Origin of the sequence: uncultured Gemella sp., from assembly GCF_963525165.1 — a bacterium.
Lineage (GTDB): Bacteria > Bacillota > Bacilli > Staphylococcales > Gemellaceae > Gemella.
Genome location: NZ_CAURJN010000027.1, coordinates 1 through 17,420 on the forward strand (window position 1 = coordinate 1; position 17,420 = coordinate 17,420).

The following is a 17,420-nucleotide window of genomic DNA, read 5'->3' on the forward strand; positions in this document are numbered from 1 at the left end:
AATACACAGATGAAATTTCAAAATTCGTAAGCTCTTCTTATGCAGACAGACAAAGCGGCAAACTTTCAGCTCGAGAATTCTGTAAAGAGTATCTAAAATATTATAATAAGTAAAAAAGAAGTGAGATTTTTCTCACTTCCTTTTTATTTTATTAATCGATTGAGTAAAGTAATTCTAATACTTTTTCTTCAAATTTAACTAATTTTTCTTTAGCAACTTCTTTATCTGCATCTTTAACGTAGATATAAAGTTTTACTTTAGGTTCTGTTCCACTTGGACGTAATGTATACCAAGATTCGTCTGAATAACTGAATTTAACAGCATCAGTTTTTTCGATATCAATAGCCTTTTCTTCACCAGTAGCTGTAGTTTTTTCTTTTTGTACTAAGTAGTCAGTAATAGCTACTACTTCACTTCCAGCAATTTCACGAGCAAAGATTTCACGATATTTCTCCATCATACGTTTAATTCTTTGAGCACCTGCTGCACCTTCTAAAACGATTGAGATAGTTTTATCTAAGTAGTACCCGTATTTTTCATAGAAGCCATCAAGTACGTCTACTAATGTTTTACCTTGTGTTTTATAGAATGCTGCTGCTTCTACTAATAACATAGCGATAGTTACACCATCTTTATCACGTAGGAATGTCCCAACGTTATATCCAATACTTTCTTCATATCCCATTACATAGTTTTTCTCACCTGTAATATCCCATTCATTTGGTAATGCACAAATGTTTTTGAATCCAGTAAGAACATCAATTACTTCTACTCCATATTCTTTACATAATGGTTCTACCATTTTAGATGTTACGATAGATTTAACTAATACTGGGTTTTCTGGTAGTTTGTTCTGTTTCGCAAGATTTTCAATAACATATTGAACTAATACTGCTCCGGCTTGGTTACCATTTAGAGAAACTACTTCACCATTGTGAATTACTTCTACAGCAAGACGGTCACAGTCAGGGTCAGTTGCAATGATTACATCAGCATTAACTTCTTTAGCCAATCTTTCACCATATTCGAATGCTGCAGTATCCTCTGGATTTGGATATTCAATTGTTGGGAAAGTTCCATCAGGATCTTTTTGTTCTTCAACAACATGAACATTTTTGAATCCACGACGTGCAAGAACTGTTGTTACAGCTTTATATCCAGCACCGTTAAGTGGTGTATATACTACTGAAATATTTTTATCAATGTTTTCATCGTTAATAGCACAGTTTAAAGATTCTTTGTAGAATTCTTCATCAATTTCTTCTCCAATATATACTAATAATCCTTTTTCTTTAGCTTCTTCTTCTGTTAAAGTAACATAGTTGTCGAAGATATCCATTGAGTTAATATATTCTAGAACTTTGTCACTTATATCAGATTTAATTTGAGATCCTTCTTGCCAATAAACTTTATATCCATTGTATTCTTTAGGATTGTGACTTGCTGTAATGTTAATACCACTAGCTGTTCCTAAATAACGAACTGCGAAAGATAATTCTGGAGTTGGACGTAAGTCCTCGAATAAATATGCCTTAACTCCATTACTAGCCATTACTAATGCTGCTAATTTAGCAAATTCTTTTGAGAAAAGACGTGGATCGTGAGCAATAGCAATACCTTTTTCTTGTAATCCATTGTCGATAATAGTTTGTGCTAGTGCTTTTGTTGCACGAGCGATAATAAATCTATTCATTCTATTAGAACCCATTCCTACTTTACCACGTAATCCTGCAGTTCCAAATTCTAATTCTTTATAAAATCTATCTTCTTTTTCAACTTCATCATCAGCTACAGTTTTTAATTGAAGTTTCTCTTCTTCAGTTAAAGCTGAGCTATTTAACCATTTTTCATATAATTCTTGATAGTTACTCATATTATATTACCTCTAAATTCCTAATTTTATGCTAAACCTAAAGCAATTTCCATCATTTTCGTAAATGCCGTTTGTCTTTCTTCTGGAGTAGTTTCTTCTCCAGTTACTAATGAATCACTTACTGTTAAAATTGTTAAAGCATTAACACCTGCAGCAGTTGCATTAGCATATAATGCTGCACTTTCCATTTCAACAGCTAAAACTCCCATTTTAATCCAGTTTTCCATAGCTTTTTCGTCAGCATTGTAGAAAATCTCACTACATAAAATATTACCAACGTGTACTGCTTGACCCATTTCTTGAGCTCTGTTGTAAGCTTTTAATAATAAGTCAAATGATGCAGTTAAACTGTAGTTTCCTGGAATGTTATATTGGTGCATGTAGTTTGAGTTTGTTGAAGATCCCATTCCTAAAATTACATCATATAATTTTACTTCCGGTTGTAGTGCCCCACATGTTCCAATTCTAATTAAATTCTTAACCCCAAATGTGTGGATTAATTCATAAGAATAAATACCGATACTAGCTGGTCCCATACCTGTTCCCATCACAGAAATCTTTTTACCTTTATATGTTCCAGTATATCCCAGCATACCACGCACTTCATTAAAACAAACTGCATCTTCTAAAAATGTTTCTGCAATAAATTTCGCTCTTAATGGATCCCCTGGTAAAAGAATCGTTTCAGCGATTTCTACTCCATTTGGTTTAATATGTGGTGTTTGTTTATGTGACATCAGTTAGTCCCCCTGTAAATATATTAATAACTTTATTATACCTTTTTTTCTTACCTTAAACAAGAGATATTAAAAAAATAATTATCTATATTTTCTATTAAATATTCTGAAAATAATAAGTTTACTTTATCGTTACAAGTCACATTTTAAGCACCATTATTCATCCATACTATATTTTAACCTCAAAAATAATAGAATTATATTAGTTATTTTTATAAAATAATTAATGCTTTATTTTATCGTTTTCATAACTTTTTATAATATTCCTTTATGTTATCTACCATTTTTTATTGAAAAATAATTATATAAAAGTTGAATATCAATAGTATTTTACTCTATTTTGTTATATAATTAGTGTTATAAAATAAATAAATTAGAAAGAGGTTTTTTTATGTTACAATTAGCTGTCTTTTTACCAGTAATTGCGATGTTTTTCGTACCTTTTTTAAGGAAAAACTTCAAAACCATCCATACTGGAAAATTTGTTATAGTTGTTCCATTAATTCTGTTTGGGTATTTTGTTTCAAACATTAAGAATATCTATTCAGGTGGAATAATCTATAAAAAACTAGCATTTGTTTCTAATGTAGGACTTGATATTAACCTAAATCTTGACGGTTTATCACTTCTATTCTCATTGCTAATTACAGGAATTGGTACTCTGGTAATACTATATTCATGTTACTATATGAGTATTACAGATGAAAAATTACATAAATTTTACATATTTTTACTAATATTCATGTCAGCCATGTTAGGTGTTGTTTTATCTGACAACATGCTTAGTATGTATATGTTCTGGGAGATGACATCTGTTTCTTCTTTCCTATTAATTAGTTACTGGCACGAAAATGATACATCTAGAAAAGGAGCTCTGAAATCGTTGATTATAACTGTCTTTGGTGGAGTCCTAATGCTAGCAGGAATTTTCGTTTTAAATAATATTACTGGAAGTTTTAACGTTAGTGAAATTATAGAATTTACTAAAAACCATGGATACAACGATAAATATGTAGTAGCCATGATTCTTATAATATTCGGTGCATTTACAAAATCAGCACAGTTTCCATTCCATATTTGGTTACCCGATGCCATGGCTGCACCTACACCAATCAGTAGTTACCTACACTCAGCTACAATGGTTAAAGCTGGAATCTATCTATTATTAAGAATTGGAATTGTATTCTCATTTACTTCTTCATTTGGTAATATTCTTATCATTTTTGGGACTATTACTATGCTAATAGGTTCTATTTCTGCAATTTTCCTAAAAGATTTAAAAGGAATTCTTGCATATTCAACTATTAGCCAACTTGGTATGATGACTCTTATGATAGGTATAGCTAACCTTGGTCTATACAACGATAATCACTACATTTATACATTCGCATTCTATGCAGTATGCTTCCATATTATTAACCATGCAGCATTTAAAGCAAGTTTATTTATGATTACTGGTATTATCGATCATTCATTCCATTCACGCGATATCGAAAAACTTCGTGGTATCAAAAGATATATGCCACTTAGCTTTATATTAAGTATTATCGCTGGATTCTCTATGGCAGGAATCCCACCTTTAAGTGGATTCTACTCAAAAGAATACTTCTTAACGGTAGTTTATGGATTAACGCAATCAAGCATGCTATATATGGTTATCGTAATAGCTGTAGTTATTGGAGCTTTAGGAACTGCTATTTATTCATTAATATTAGCATTCAAACCATTCTTAGGTAAATTCGATAACTCTATACTGGGCAATAAGAAATTACATCTTCCAAGTAATGGTATCTTTATATCTCCAATAATACTTGTAGTCTTTGTAATTATTAACACATTCATAAAAGATTACATAGTTATTCCAGCGCAACAATCTGCGCTAGCTGTAAAAACAACTAGTAACGAAGTAATCACTCATGTCCATCATGATAGTTTCTTCTCAATAGAACTTCTTACTTCTATTATTGTTATCATTGCAAGCTTTGTAATTTACAAATTATTTGCAAGTGGAAATAGAATCTATAGTATAAACCCTACTATTATTTCTATTCATGGTGCATATAATAACTTAGGTAACTTACTACACAAAGTAAGTGGTACCCTTCATGATACATTTGTTACAAATCAACTTAGAAGAAATATGAGTTATATCTTTGTAGTATTATCTGCAACTATTATTGGTGGTTACTTTGCAATTGGTAGACCTATTTTAATTAATAACTTCTCTACAATTCACTACATGAATATTTTCATAGGACTATGTATAGTCGTATGCTGCGTCGCTCTAACTACAGTCTATAATAGACTAGTACTTATTATCCTTTCTTCTGGAATTGGATTTATGATGACTGCGCTATACGTTACATTTAGAGCACCAGACTTAGCAATGACACAATTTGTAATTGAATCAATTTCTACTATTATTTTCTTAATAGCATTCATTCTATTAACTGATAAAACAAAACAAGTAGAAAAACAAAGTTTTAAACTTACTAATGCAATAATTGCGACACTAACTGGTATTAGTTTTACAATTGTAGGATTAGTATCATATGCTTATAAAAACCCATCAGAAATTAGTCAATTTTATTTCGATAATGTTGTCGCATCTGGTGGAGGAAACATAGTAAATGTTATTATCGTAGATTTTAGGGGATTTGATACCTTGTTCGAAATAACAGTTATGACTATGGTTGCATTAATCATTTATGCTATGTTTAAAATAATTAAACGAGGAGGACCAAAAGATGAAAACTAATGATGTAATTTTAAAATCATTATCTGCTATTATTTCAGGATGTATATTTTTACTTTCTCTTAGTTTGTACTTTGGTGGTCACTTCCTTCCTGGTGGTGGTTTCGTCGGAGGACTCCTTTGTACAATGGCATTAGCTCTAGCAATGTTTACATATGGAATAGATAGAGTCAATAAACTACTTCCTATTAACTATGTATATGTAACTGCTATTGGATTACTTTTTTCCATTAGTACGGCGTTTAGTGGTGTTGTAGTCGGAAAGAATTTCTTCAAACATCATTTCACTCACATTCATGTCCCAATAATGGGAGAAATGGAATTACACACAGCTGCAATATTCGACTTAGGTGTATACTTTGTAGTTGTTGGAGTTCTTATGTCAGTAATTTTAGCTTTCGGAAAGGATGGTAAATAATGGAATTTTATATGATTATCTTATGTGGTATTCTTGTTGGATTTGGTGTTTACCTTATGCTTTCTAAGAGTATGATGCGAATAATAATTGGGGTCGGTCTTTTTGGACATGCTGCTAACCTTATTATACTTATCGCAGGTGGTTTATATGATGGAGATATACCTATTATTTCGGAATTAGGAAAAAATTATATAGACCCTATTCCAGCAGCACTTATTCTTACTGCCATCGTTATCGGATTCGCAGTAACTTGTCTTTTAATTTCAATCTACATTGCTAACTATAAACTAAAAGGAAGCGATAATGTAATTGATCTTGAAGATGTAGAAAATATGAAGGAGGAAAGAAATAATGCATAGTAATTTACCTGTTATACCAATATTTATCCCCCTTCTATTCGCAGCAATAACAGTATTATTTAGAAAAAGAATAGCAATGCAACGTTTATTAACAACATTGGCTACACTACTAGTCTTAGCATTTTCTATATTCAATATCTATATGGTAAACAAACACCAAATACTAATATTAGAAATGGGGAACTGGACTAGTCCATTTGGTATTACTTTAACATTAGACGGACTTAATAGTGTTCTAGTTACAACATCTTCAGTTGTATTTCTTGCAACATTGTTATATTCATTTAAAACGATTGATAAAGTTAGAGAACTTAGTTTCTTCTATCCTGGATTTTTATTAATCATGGTTGGGATAAACGGAGCTTTCACTACAGGTGATATATTTAACCTTTTTGTTTTCTATGAAATCTTACTTATGTCATCTTACTTACTACTGTTAGTAGGTATTAATAAAGAACAACTTAAATCTTCTATTAGTTATGTACTAATGAACGTATTTGCTGGTAGCTTATTTGTTATTAGTATTGGATATCTTTACACTATTGTTGGTAGCTTAAATATGGCATACATATCTCAAACAATCTCATCGATGTCTGACCGTCGTGGATTATACCTTGTTGGAGCTGTAATGATATTTGTGTTCTGTATGAAGGGGGCTCTATTCCCACTATTCACATGGATGAATAGATCATACGCAGCACCACCAATTGCAATCTCAATAATCTTTGGAGCATTACTAACAAAAGTTGGTCTCTACTCAATAATTAGAACATATGGATTGTTCTATTATGAATCAAACTTCATCAAGTCTTATATATTAATACTTGGAGCAGTCTCAATCATAGCCGGTTGTATCGGAGCTATCTATCAAAAAAATTTAAAACAAATAGTAATCTTTAATATCGTAATTTCTCTTGGAGTTATGGTATGTGGAACTGCAACACTGAATACTTTCGGTGTTAAAGGTGCTTTATTCTATGCAGTAAACGACATATTACTAAAAGCTGCATTATTCATAGTTGTTGGATTAATAATTTACGTTAGCGGAGTCAAATATCTCCAAAAATGTGGATTAATAAATAAATACCCTCTTCTTGGTTGGACATATTTTATTATAGTTCTGTCATTAGCAGGGGTTCCACCATTCAGTGGTTTCTATGGTAAAGCACTAATAATTAAAGGTTTAGTTACAAATAACAATACATTTATTGCTATATTAGTAGCATTATCTGGATTAATTGTATTTTACTCTTTAATCAGAATATTCTTAAATATATTCTACGATAATATCAATAAGAGTTTAATTTTAAAACCTCTTCCAAAAGGTGTTCAAATTCCTCTTATCGCTATCGTAGTAATAGCACTTATTATCGGAATGAGCACTAATCTATTAGATGATTTCTTCGATAAAGGTATACAAATGGTACTAAATCCTCAACACTATATCGACTTAGTACTTAAGAAAGGAGCATAATTATGGCACTACAATTTTTGATTAATATATTAGTTGGTGTAGTATGGACGTTCTTTTCAGGTAACTATAATTCTGAATATTTTGCAGTAGGATTTTTCTGGGGTATGGTACTACTATTTATCTTTAGAAAAACATTTGTAAAAAATATTCTAGGAGATCAACTTTACTACGTTTATGTTTATAAATGGATAAAATTAATCTTAATGTTCTTGTTTGAATTATTAAAAGCAGATATAAATGTTTTAAAATTAATGTTCAAAAAAGATCTTGATGTTAACCCTGTTATTTTTGAATATCCTTTAGAAGTAACAAAAGACTGGCAAATTACATTACTTGCCAATATGATAACTTTAACACCAGGTACACTTACAGTTAATGTTGGTCACGATAATAAAACACTTCATATTCATTGCCTTGATACTAATGATATTCCTGGTGAGATTGAAGGGATAAAAAATAGTTTTGAAAAAGCAATACTGGAGGTTGATTTAAATGGATAAAGTATTAGACTATTCAATTTTACTAGGTATATTCGCTAGTATTGCCATGATATTTTTCTTATTAATTTATATCGTAAAAAAACCGAGCATATTTGATAAATTAATAGCTAGTGATCTACTTGCTATGCCACTGATGTGCTTAATAGTTTTAGTTAGTATGTACTATAAAACTTTTTCTTATATTTCACTTATACTTATCATAGCTATTATATGTTTAGTAGGTACAGTTGTTACTGCTAGATTCTTAGCTAAAAAGGAGGTCTTTAGTGATGATACTAAATAGTATTTTAGACATTATTATTATACTTCTAATTTTAATCGCAGTAATAGCAATGCTATCCACGGTAATAGGATTTATTAGATTGCCAGATGAAATAACTAAAATACATGCCGCAGGAGTTACAGGATCTTTCGCTATAGAATTAATTCTTATAGCTGGATTTATATACTTCTATCGTTATCTACATGTATTTGAATATAAATTTTTATTAGCAATAGCATTCTTATTCTTAGCTGCTCCAGTTTCAGCTCACATGATATCTATAAGTGTAATAATATACAATAAACATGTATATTCTAAAAATAATAAAGATGAAGCTAAAAAAGTACTTGACGATATTAAAAAATTAAATAATTAATAAGGTTATCAAAAAGTTAAAAGCATTTAAATTATAAATCACTCTTTAACTTTATGAATAACTACAAATCTAAAAGAAGCTACTTGAAAATATGATTTTTAATCAATCTATATTTTAAGTCGCTTCTTTTTTTGTATTCTATGCGATAAAACTATCTAATTTTATAATTTTAAATAATTGCTTATATGATATTAATTCCCCACTAAAACGCTTAAAACAACCCTAAACCTTGACTTATTTCAGTTTATATAGTAATATTCATATAGATTATAAAACAAGGAGTCATTTTTTTATGAGAAAATATTTTGGAACTGACGGTATTCGTGGTATAGCAGGAGAATCACTAACAGCCGATTTGAGTTTTAAAGTAGGTAAAGCTCTTGGTAAATTACTTACTGAAAAAAAAGAACATCCAAAAGTAGTAATTGGTAGAGACACTAGAATTTCATGTGACATGATTGAACAAGCACTAACAGCAGGTCTTACCAGTACAGGAGTCAATGTAATGACAGTTGGTACTATTCCTACACCTGCAATTGCTTATTTAACAAAAACAATTGAGACAGATAGCGGAATTATGATTTCTGCTTCACATAACCCTTATCAAGATAATGGAATTAAAATTTTTGGTCCTGATGGATTCAAACTTACAGACGAACAAGAATTAGAAATCGAATCATTAATTGATAATTCTGAACAAATAAAAAACGCTAGTTTTGACAAAATTGGAAAATTATATAGTGGTAATGAATTAACACAAAAATATATTCAACACATTAAACAATCTATCACTGGTGATTTATCTGATATTAAAATTGCATTAGATTGCGCTAATGGTGCAACGACTGGTGTAGCGCCTTTTATTTTTGGTGATTTAGAAGCTGATATTGAAACTATAGGTTGCCAGCCAAACGGTACAAATATCAATGACAACGTTGGATCAACTAAAATTAATACAATCTCAGAGTTTGTAAAAAAAAATAACGTAGACGTTGGATTTGCCTTTGATGGTGATGGTGATAGGGTTTTAGCAGTAGACGCTAAAGGTAATATTGTAGATGGTGATAAAATCATGTTCATTCTTGCAAAACACCTTAAAGAACAAGGAGAATTAAAAGATAATATGGTTGTTTCTACAGTAATGAGTAATATTGGTTTCTATAAAGCCATAGAAGAAAATGGATTACAATCTGTTAAAACTGCAGTGGGAGATCGCTACGTAGTTGAAGAAATGAGAAAAAATAATTACTCACTTGGTGGTGAACAATCAGGTCATATTGTGCTGATGAATTATGCTACTACTGGTGACGGTATTCTAACAGCCGTTAAACTTGCTGATATTATTAAAACTTCTGGGAAATCTCTTGAAGAATTAGCATCTGAGGTAAATATCTATCCTCAAAAATTGGTAAATATTAAGGTAGTTGATAAAAAGGCTGCTATGGAAGATTCTGAAGTTCTAGCAGAATGTGAAAATGTAGAAAAAGAATTAGAAGGAAATGGACGTATTTTATTACGTGCTTCTGGAACAGAAAATCTTATTCGAGTTATGGTAGAAGCTAGCAGTGATGAGCTTACTGATAAGTATTGTGAACAGGTTGCTAGAATTGTTCGCGAAAAATTCGAAATAAAATAAATATTTTTTAGATAAAAGAAGTTAGAATTTAAAACCTAACTTCTTTTCATTTTCTGTATTCCCTTAACATACAATTGTATAAATTATTAAATAATAAAGATAACCTTATAGCCCTAGATGGATAATTTTAATATAAATTTATATCTTAAACATTTTTTTATATCTAGTTCTAATATTTTTATTATTATATACTTAATATTACATTAATTTTTCTTTATATATAAACAGTACATTTAAAATGTATTCATATACACAAGTTTTTTACATCTTTACAGTAAAAAATACTTAAGGTATTTTTTACTGTAATAATAGTATTATTTATAGTTTTAATACAAAAGATACGGTGTGTTATTATCAAAATTTTAATCTTTTTATCTAAATCGATTTTCTTTAATATTTTACAAAAAAAAAATATCAATTTTTTAAAAAATATTCTATTTTCCTCTTGTTTTTTGTATATACTTCTGTTATACTAATAAACGAAGTAATTATTATATTACTTCATATGTTCTTTTATTATAAGTCTCCCTAGCTTATAATAAAGACTTTTCATATTTACTCCCTTATTTCTACCTTACAATATTTTTTGTAAGGTAGGTTTTTTATTTCCTGAAAACTTTCAATTTTAAACTAAATAATTATTATTTTTCTGTATATATTTAGCTATATACAGGTTTTTTTTCTGAATACAACAAAATTTACTTGACTTATTTTCTTTCCTAAGGTAAACTTTAATGTATAAACACAAAATAAAACAAGAAGGGACAAGTATGATAAAGATAGAAAATTTAAATGTTACCTATAACCAAACTCCTGCCCTTTCTAATATTAATTTAGAAATAAAAGGACCTGGTATTACAGGTATAATAGGGCCTAACGGTGCTGGTAAATCTACCTTAATAAAAGCCGTTTTAAATATAATACCCTCGACTGGTATTTCGAAAATTGATGACAAGATTGCAAGAGAAAATCTTGACAATGTTGCTTACGTCGAACAAAAAATAAATATTGACTACAACTTTCCAATAAAAGTTAGAGAATGTGTTTCTCTTGGCTTATATTCTAAGATTGGAATACTAAAAAAATTAAAAAAATCTGACTGGCAAAAAGTTGATGAAGCCTTAAAGTTAGTAGGTTTAGAAAAATTCTCTAATAGACAAATTAGTGAACTATCTGGAGGACAGTTTCAACGTGTGTTGATAGCTCGTTGTCTTGTACAAGACGCTAAATATATATTCTTAGATGAACCTTTTGTTGGTATCGATTCAGTAAGTGAGGAGATTATCATGAATACACTTAGAAATCTTCGTGATAAAGGACATACAATATTAATAGTACACCACGACTTAAGAAAAGTTCATTCATATTTCGACACTGTACTTCTTCTTAATAAAGAAATTATTGCATACGGTGGTACAGAAGAAACTTTCACAAGAGAAAACTTAACTAAAGCATATGGCACTGACCTATTTTTTATGGGAGGTGGCACTAATGATTAAAGAGTTTATTGATGGACTTTATAGTTTTCATTTCTTACAAAATGCACTTATTACTGCCATTGTTATTGGGATAGTTGCAGGTGCTGTAGGATGTTTTATAGTACTTAGAGGTATGTCCCTTATGGGAGATGCAATCTCTCACGCAGTTCTTCCTGGAGTAGCTCTATCATTCATTTTAGGAATTGATTTCTTTATAGGTGCGATTGTATTTGGACTATTAGCATCAATTATCATAACATTCATCAAAGGAAATTCAATTATTAAAAGTGATACTGCTATTGGAATTACATTCAGTTCATTCCTAGCATTAGGTGTGATTTTGATAAGTGTTGCAAAAAGTTCTACAGACTTATTCCATATTTTGTTCGGTAACATACTAGCTGTGCAAGATTTAGATATGTACATTACAATTGGAGTAGGAGTTTTCGTGCTTTTAGTTATTAAGTTATTCTTCAAAGAATTACTACTAACTTCATTTGATGAATTATTAGCTAAGGCTATGGGAATGAGAGTTAACTTCTATCACTATCTACTAATGATATTATTAACTCTAGTATCTGTTACAGCAATGCAAAGTGTTGGAACAATTCTGATTGTAGCTATGCTAATTACACCTGCTGCTACTGCATATCTATACGCTAACAGCCTAAAAACAATGATATTTTTATCATCTACAATCGGTGCAACTTGCTCAGTACTTGGATTATTCATCGGATACTCATTCAATATTGCAGCTGGATCTAGTATCGTATTAACATCTGCTATTGTTTTTGCAATAAGTTTCTTTATTGCTCCAAAACAACGCTTTGTTAAACATAAAAAATAATATAATTTTGGTAATAACATACAAATAATAAAGTAGTATTAATCTAATTAAATATAAATACCCCCTTTAAATAAACTCATTAAAAAATAAAATACTTCCAAAATGAGTTTATTTAGAGGAGTTATTACGGGGTTTTTAATTGATAATGATTATTATTAGTTATGTAAATCTATTTTATTTTTGTTTTTACAAATAAATAATAAAGGAGGCCTATAATATGAAAAAATTAGGTTTTAAAAAATTAAGTTTTCTAGCGCTTATTTTTACTCTAGCCGTTGGACTTTTTGCCTGTTCTAGCGCTAAACAAGGTTCTAGTTCTAACGAAGCTACAAAATTAAAAGTAGTAGCAACTAACTCTATTATCGCCGATATTACAAAAAATATTGCCGGTGATAAAATTGATTTACACAGTATCGTACCAGTTGGTCAAGACCCACACGAATACGAACCACTTCCTGATGATGTTAAGAAAACATCTCAAGCAAACCTTATCTTATACAACGGTATTAACCTAGAAACTGGTGGTAATGCTTGGTTTACAAAATTAGTTCAAAATGCTAAAAAAGAAGAAAATAAAGATTACTACGCTGTTAGTGAAGGTGTTGATGTAATTTACCTTGAATGACAAAACGAAAAAGGTAAAGAAGACCCTCACGCTTGGTTAAATCTTGAAAATGGTATTATCTACGCTAAAAACATTGCTAAACAATTAGAAGCTAGAGATCCTAAAAACAAAGACTTCTACGAAGCAAATCTTAAAACTTACGTAGAAAAACTTTCTAAATTAGATAAAGAAGCTAAAGATAAATTCAACAACATTCCTAAAGAGAAAAAAACAATCGTAACTAGTGAAGGATGCTTCAAATACTTCTCTAAAGCATACAATGTACCTTCAGCTTACATTTGGGAAATCAATACTGAAGAAGAAGGAACTCCAGACCAAATCAAAACTTTAGTTGAAAAATTACGTAAAACTAAAGTACCTTCTCTATTCGTAGAAAGTAGTGTTGACGAACGTCCAATGCAAACTGTATCAAAAGATACTAACATTCCTATTTACGAAAAAATCTTCACTGATTCAATCGCTGAACCAGGACAAAATGGAGATAGCTACTACAGCATGATGAAATGGAACTTAGACAAAATTTCTGAAGGTTTAGCTAAATAATTACTCCTAAAACAACTCCCTGTATAAATATACAAGGAGTTGTTATTTTTATTCCATCATAATTTTTTTAACATTTAAACCTTTTATCTTATTACTATAGTATAAAATAAAGATTTCATATATTAATACAAATGCTATAAAACTACCAATTACTGAAATTAAATCAAAGTTATATGTTGTTTCGCTATCTAATTTTTTAGATAAAACTTTTAGTAATGCTCTTATTAAAAAATACTGATAAACTGTTCCTACAGCAAAACCTATGTATGCTACTACTCTATAACCTGATAATACTATTTTTGAACATTCACTTTTTGAAAAGCCCATAATATTTAAAATAGATATATTTTTTATATTACTACTAGCAATCACTTCTAATGAAATTAATAATATTGATAACGATAATATCACACCTATTATCATCATCATAATTCTTATTGTTCCATCAACAAAATCTCTCATACCAAATGCCATTTGTATCATTGAAGAAAATGATAATGCAGCAAAAATAACAAAGAATAATAGGGTTTTATTACTAAATAATACTGTTGCTCTTAATTCTTTAAAAAAGTTTTTATATTGTCTAATTCTTCTTTTTCTAATTTTTTTATTTATTGAATTTATTTGTTTAAGTAAGTTAATCGTTGGTACATTTAAATTAAAAAGTACATAAACAATTGATATTACTAAAAACAATAGTGATGGTAATATAACCATTATTAATAAAAGTTTAGGATGAAAGTTTATTGTAAGTTCAGATAATATATTATCTGTATTCCTACTTTCATAAAATTTCGGCATAAACAAATGTGAACTACCATAACCTAATAATGAACCCAAAAATACTAAAAATCCAAAAATAGAAAACTTAGATGCTATAAAGTTATTACTATAACCTTGAGCTTTTAATATTCCAATTTTATGTTTAGAATCATCAATAAATTGTTTTATATAAAATATTAACATTACAGCTGCACTTATTGATAAGACTATTCCTGTTATAATTATTACAAATTTAGAAACAATAAGCTGAGCATCATAAAACTTTTTCTGCATTATATTAAATCCTGTAATATCTAAGACTTTCAAATCTAAATATAAGTTAGAAAACAGTGTAGTTATAAATACCGCACAAAAACTTACTATCACTACTGCAATTGCTTTTCTTAAATCTTTTAACTGTACTAGCATATAATTACCATCCTATCTCTTCTACAGATTTAGGTGTACAGTTTTCTTCAATAGAAGTTACTCTACCACTACCTACATGAATTATCTTATTTGCAAGCTCAGCAATATTCTCATTATGAGTTACCATTATCATTGTAAAGTTTGATTTATCTTTTAGTTTTAATAAGTACTCCAATATTTTCCTTCCAGTCGCCTCATCTAAAGCTCCTGTTGGTTCATCTAAAAATAGTACAGTTGGCTTCTTAGCTAATGCTCTCGCAATTGAAACACGCTGTTGCTCTCCTCCGGATAACTCATTAGGATATTTACTTAATTTATCTTCTAAACCTAATTCCTTTATAATATCAACATACTCTTTATTATTTGCTAAATTAGCTCCTACTTTAACATTTTGTTCTACTGTTAAATTGTTTAATAAATAATATTGTTGGAAAACAAATCCTATTTTATCTTTACGAAACTTTGTTAATTGTTTTTCTGAGTAATCACTTATAGACTCATTATCATATACAACTTCTCCTGAATCTGACTTTTCTAAACCAGATAAAATATTTAATAATGTAGATTTCCCTGAACCTGAAGCCCCAAGTATAACAACAAATTCATTTTTATCAATTTTTAAATCTATTCCCCTTAAAACTTCTTGATCATTATATTTTTTCTTAATATTTTTTGCTGTAATCATTTAATCAATCTCCCTTAAATATTGTACTATTAAACTTTTAGCTACTTCTGCCATGTACTCAATAATTTCAGACGGTGTAAAATTATATATTCCCGTAACTGTTAATGTTGCAATACCATGACTATATATAAATAAGTGCTCATAAAATTTTTTTGCATTTTCTATTGAAATTTTATACTCTTTATCTATAGACTCAATTACTGATTTATATTCATAGTCTCGCATTGGAAGAAAATCTTTAAAACTTTCTACTTCTATACCTTTTCTCATAAATAACCATTGAAATAATTTAGGTTCATTTTTTGAAAATAATATATACTCTACTCCTAATCGTTTAAATGGACTATCATCTTTTAAAGCTAAATTAACTTTTTCTGAAAAAATATTTTCTGCAACAAACTTTGCTTCATCTTCTAAATTTTTCATATTAGAGAACAAACTAAATATTACTTTAGTAGATGACTCCAATTTTTTAGCTAACTCTCTTGCAGTTAATGCTTCTATTCCATTTTCTCTTATAAAGTCTATAGTTACAGTCAAAACCTCTTCTTTAGTAAATTTAAATTTTGGTGCCATATTCAAACCTCCATCGATAGGTAACACTTGTTTCTTATTGTAAATTATTTTGTATGAAATGTCAACAGAAAAATTATTGAATTATTACAAGAAATCTTATACAATAAAAGTAGAATAAAAATTAGGAGTTGTTTATGAATATAATTAAAAACTTGCCTACACCAATTGCAGGCTTAGCATTAGGTTCTGCTGCATTAGGAAATTTATTACAACCATATTCTTCTTCCCTACAGTTATTATTTAATCTATTATCTTTGATAATAATTGTACTTTTAACTATTAAGTTTGTGTTGGGATTTGACAAATTAAAAAAAGAAATGGAAAATCCAGTTGTAGCGACAGTACTAGCAACATACCCTATGACAATTATGCTACTTGCTTCATTTTCAAAAAAATATATCGGGCTATTGAGTATACCAGTATGGATTATTGGAATCTTTCTAGATTCTTGTGTTGTATGCTATGCAATTTACAATTTTATAATAAAGGAAAGACATATTAATAAAATCTATCCAACTTGGTTTATTACCTTTGTTGGTCCAGCTGTTGTAACAGTAACAGCAATAAATTACAACTTAGAAACGCTAGGATTAATTTACTTCTATTTTTCTTATATTAACTATTTAGTATTATTACCTTTTGTTCTTTATAGAGTTTATAAATATAAACATTACAAGGATGGAGATTATCCTACTATTACTGTATTTTCAGCACCTGGTGGACTATTACTAGCTAGTTATATGATTGGAGTAACACAAAAAAGTAATATAATACTAGCAATATTAATACCACTTACAATACTATTATTTATATTTGTTTTAATTCAATTACCTTATTTACTAAAAAGAAAATTCTACCCTAGTTTTTCTGCTTTTACATTCCCATTAGTGATTTGCGCGATAGCATTTCAAAAAACAGGAATTTATTATCAAATAACAGAATTTTCTATTTTGAATATTTTAATTCATCTAACTGAATTACTGGCGATAATTATCGTAATATATGTATGGTATGGGTTTATTAAGCATTTATTTTATTGAAATTAACGTCAAAAAGACACGGTTAAGTTTAAACTTAATCGTGTC

16 protein-coding genes and 1 pseudogene are annotated in these 17,420 nt (G+C 29.1%); 12 read left to right on the plus strand and 5 right to left on the minus strand.

The annotated features are described in order from the left end of the window. Positions 1-151: 151 nt before the first annotated feature. Positions 152-1,873 (minus strand): phospho-sugar mutase, encoded by a 1,722-nt coding sequence (locus tag RWQ74_RS06310; RefSeq protein ID WP_314397428.1) that lies wholly within the window; start codon positions 1,871-1,873, stop codon positions 152-154. Positions 1,874-1,899: 26 nt separating this feature from the next. Further along, complete coding sequence (gene deoD, locus RWQ74_RS06315) at positions 1,900-2,610, minus strand: purine-nucleoside phosphorylase (RefSeq protein ID WP_060914390.1); 711 nt, start codon at positions 2,608-2,610, stop codon at positions 1,900-1,902. A 391-nt stretch (positions 2,611-3,001) separates the two neighbouring features. On the opposite strand from deoD, the gene mbhE reads away from it, so the two are divergent. From mbhE to RWQ74_RS06370, 11 genes and pseudogenes are all read left to right on the plus strand, one after another. Beyond that, a complete protein-coding gene (gene mbhE / locus RWQ74_RS06320; protein WP_314397431.1) occupies positions 3,002-5,368 on the plus strand; it encodes a hydrogen gas-evolving membrane-bound hydrogenase subunit E in 2,367 nt (788 codons plus the stop codon). Next, the gene (locus tag RWQ74_RS06325; protein WP_314397433.1) at positions 5,358-5,783 is read left to right on the plus strand and encodes an MnhB domain-containing protein; all 426 of its coding nucleotides are present in this window, start codon (positions 5,358-5,360) and stop codon (positions 5,781-5,783) included. Before mbhE ends, RWQ74_RS06325 begins: the two co-directional genes overlap by 11 nt. Beyond that, complete coding sequence (locus tag RWQ74_RS06330; protein ID WP_003147003.1) at positions 5,783-6,142, plus strand: Na(+)/H(+) antiporter subunit C; 360 nt, start codon at positions 5,783-5,785, stop codon at positions 6,140-6,142. Before RWQ74_RS06325 ends, RWQ74_RS06330 begins: the two co-directional genes overlap by 1 nt. Next, the gene (locus tag RWQ74_RS06335; protein WP_314397434.1) at positions 6,135-7,616 is read left to right on the plus strand and encodes a proton-conducting transporter membrane subunit; all 1,482 of its coding nucleotides are present in this window, start codon (positions 6,135-6,137) and stop codon (positions 7,614-7,616) included. The genes RWQ74_RS06330 and RWQ74_RS06335 overlap by 8 nt, the downstream gene beginning before the upstream one ends. A gap of 2 nt (positions 7,617-7,618) precedes the next feature. Beyond that, positions 7,619-8,116, plus strand: coding sequence for a Na+/H+ antiporter subunit E (locus RWQ74_RS06340; protein WP_314397436.1), 498 nt, complete (start codon positions 7,619-7,621; stop codon positions 8,114-8,116). Beyond that, positions 8,109-8,399: a monovalent cation/H+ antiporter complex subunit F gene (locus RWQ74_RS06345; RefSeq protein ID WP_004264179.1), complete on the plus strand. Its 291-nt coding sequence runs from the start codon at positions 8,109-8,111 to the stop codon at positions 8,397-8,399. Before RWQ74_RS06340 ends, RWQ74_RS06345 begins: the two co-directional genes overlap by 8 nt. Then, complete coding sequence (locus tag RWQ74_RS06350; RefSeq protein ID WP_314397438.1) at positions 8,386-8,754, plus strand: monovalent cation/H(+) antiporter subunit G; 369 nt, start codon at positions 8,386-8,388, stop codon at positions 8,752-8,754. The genes RWQ74_RS06345 and RWQ74_RS06350 overlap by 14 nt, the downstream gene beginning before the upstream one ends. Before the next feature lie 292 nt (positions 8,755-9,046). Further along, the gene (gene glmM / locus RWQ74_RS06355; protein WP_314397439.1) at positions 9,047-10,390 is read left to right on the plus strand and encodes a phosphoglucosamine mutase; all 1,344 of its coding nucleotides are present in this window, start codon (positions 9,047-9,049) and stop codon (positions 10,388-10,390) included. Positions 10,391-11,160: 770 nt separating this feature from the next. Further along, positions 11,161-11,889: a metal ABC transporter ATP-binding protein gene (locus RWQ74_RS06360; RefSeq protein ID WP_314397440.1), complete on the plus strand. Its 729-nt coding sequence runs from the start codon at positions 11,161-11,163 to the stop codon at positions 11,887-11,889. Further along, positions 11,882-12,715, plus strand: a complete 834-nt coding sequence (locus RWQ74_RS06365) for a metal ABC transporter permease (protein ID WP_314397441.1) — start codon at positions 11,882-11,884, stop codon at positions 12,713-12,715. The genes RWQ74_RS06360 and RWQ74_RS06365 overlap by 8 nt, the downstream gene beginning before the upstream one ends. Positions 12,716-12,932: 217 nt before the next feature. Next, positions 12,933-13,883, plus strand: a pseudogene (locus RWQ74_RS06370) (metal ABC transporter substrate-binding lipoprotein). A gap of 48 nt (positions 13,884-13,931) precedes the next feature. On the opposite strand, the gene RWQ74_RS06375 reads toward RWQ74_RS06370, so the two are convergent. Genes RWQ74_RS06375 through RWQ74_RS06385 form a run of 3 tightly spaced genes read right to left on the minus strand, consistent with a single transcriptional unit; the run spans position 13,932 to position 16,335 of the window. After that, a complete protein-coding gene (locus RWQ74_RS06375) occupies positions 13,932-15,074 on the minus strand; it encodes an FtsX-like permease family protein (protein WP_314397442.1) in 1,143 nt (380 codons plus the stop codon). Between the two features lie 4 nt (positions 15,075-15,078). After that, on the minus strand, positions 15,079-15,759 hold the full coding sequence (locus RWQ74_RS06380) for an ABC transporter ATP-binding protein (RefSeq protein WP_314397443.1): 681 nt from the start codon (positions 15,757-15,759) through the stop codon (positions 15,079-15,081). Continuing rightward, positions 15,760-16,335 carry a TetR/AcrR family transcriptional regulator gene (locus RWQ74_RS06385; protein ID WP_314397444.1) on the minus strand — a complete coding sequence of 192 codons (576 nt, stop codon included), beginning with the start codon at positions 16,333-16,335 and terminating at the stop codon, positions 15,760-15,762. It abuts the gene before it with no gap. Between the two features lie 134 nt (positions 16,336-16,469). Here RWQ74_RS06385 and RWQ74_RS06390 point away from each other — a divergent pair, with 134 nt between their 5' ends. Beyond that, positions 16,470-17,375 (plus strand): TDT family transporter, encoded by a 906-nt coding sequence (locus tag RWQ74_RS06390; protein ID WP_314397446.1) that lies wholly within the window; start codon positions 16,470-16,472, stop codon positions 17,373-17,375. Positions 17,376-17,420 lie beyond the last annotated feature (45 nt).